The organism is Pseudonocardia lacus (assembly GCF_018531445.1).
GTDB lineage: Bacteria > Actinomycetota > Actinomycetes > Mycobacteriales > Pseudonocardiaceae > Pseudonocardia > Pseudonocardia lacus.
In genome coordinates this window covers 1-1,173 of sequence record NZ_JAHDTH010000467.1, presented here as the reverse complement: position 1 = coordinate 1,173, position 1,173 = coordinate 1, and the positions used below count along the sequence as shown (strand labels likewise).

The following is a 1,173-nucleotide window of genomic DNA, read 5'->3' as shown; positions in this document are numbered from 1 at the left end:
CCCCCCCCCGCGCGCCCCAGACCACGCCCGCCCTCGCAAACCCCGCCGCGCCCCGCAGCGCCCGCTGTGCCATCGCAGCCCGCCGGCGCGCTGCGAGGACACACCCCACGCTGCGAGACACACCCCGCCCTGCGCGCCCGACCCCAGGCCCGCCCTCGCAGACCCCGCTGCGCCTCGCAGCACCCGGTGGGTGCTCGCAGCCCGCCGGCGCGCTGTGAGGACACAGCCAGCGCTGCGAGATCCACCCCGCGCTGCGCGCCCGGCCCCAGCCCGCCTTCGCAAACCCAGCTGCGTCCCGCCCCGTGCTGCGCGCCCGGCCCGGCGCGCCCTCGCAGGCCCCGCTGCGCGTCGCAGCGCCCGGTGGTGCTCGCAGCTCGTCGTGAGCCGGCCCGGCCGGTGTGGTCAGCCGGCCACCGCGGCCAGGTCGGCCAGGGCCGACCGGAGCGCGGCGACCAGGACGGCCGGTTCGGTGACCGCGGCCGGGTCGAGGGTGATGCCGACGCAGCCGGTGCCGTCGTGCGGGACCAGCCCGACCGAGGCGGCGGCCCCGGCCGGTGGCCCGAACGGGAACACCCGGGTGATCCGCGGGCCGGCGAGGTGCACCGCGTGCCCGACGCCGGGCAGCACGCCCACCCGCACGTCGACCCCGCCGCCGACCCGGTCGAGCGCGCTACCCCGCAGCGCGGGGAACGCGTCGACCACCCGGCCGACCAGCGGCGCGAGCGGGTCGGAGGCGGGGCGGGCGCCGGACTCCAGCACGAACTCGCGTACGGCGCGCACCCGCTCGGCCGGCTCGGCCGGGGCCAGCGACGCGCGCAGGGTGGCGGCGGTGAGCCGGTCGGCCCCGGGGGGATCGTCGGGGGTGCGCAGGCTGATCGGCACCCCGACCGCCAGCTCGCCGGGCTCGGCGCCCAGCTCCAGGTGGTAGCGGCGGAACGCCTCCACCACCGCGGCGACAAGGCCGTCGTTCACCGAGCCGCCAGCCGCCGCGGCCCCGGCGCGCAGGGCGTCGAGCGGGACGTCGAGCTGTTCGAGGTGCCAGCGCCCGCTCCGTTGCGCCAGCAGCGGCGCCCCACCCGGGCCGCGGTCGGCGGGGGCCCGCCACGACCGGACCGCGTGCACCGCGTCACCGGCCAGCCCCCACGGCCGGGCCAGCGCCCCGGCCACCCGGCC

General features: G+C 80.9%; 1 protein-coding gene. It reads right to left on the bottom strand.

Annotated features, from left to right (window positions below; translation table 11 throughout):
- Nucleotides 1-402: 402 nt before the first annotated feature.
- Nucleotides 403-1,173: WS/DGAT/MGAT family O-acyltransferase (locus KIK08_RS39115; protein WP_491063199.1), on the bottom strand; the 771-nt coding region annotated here is incomplete at its 5' end.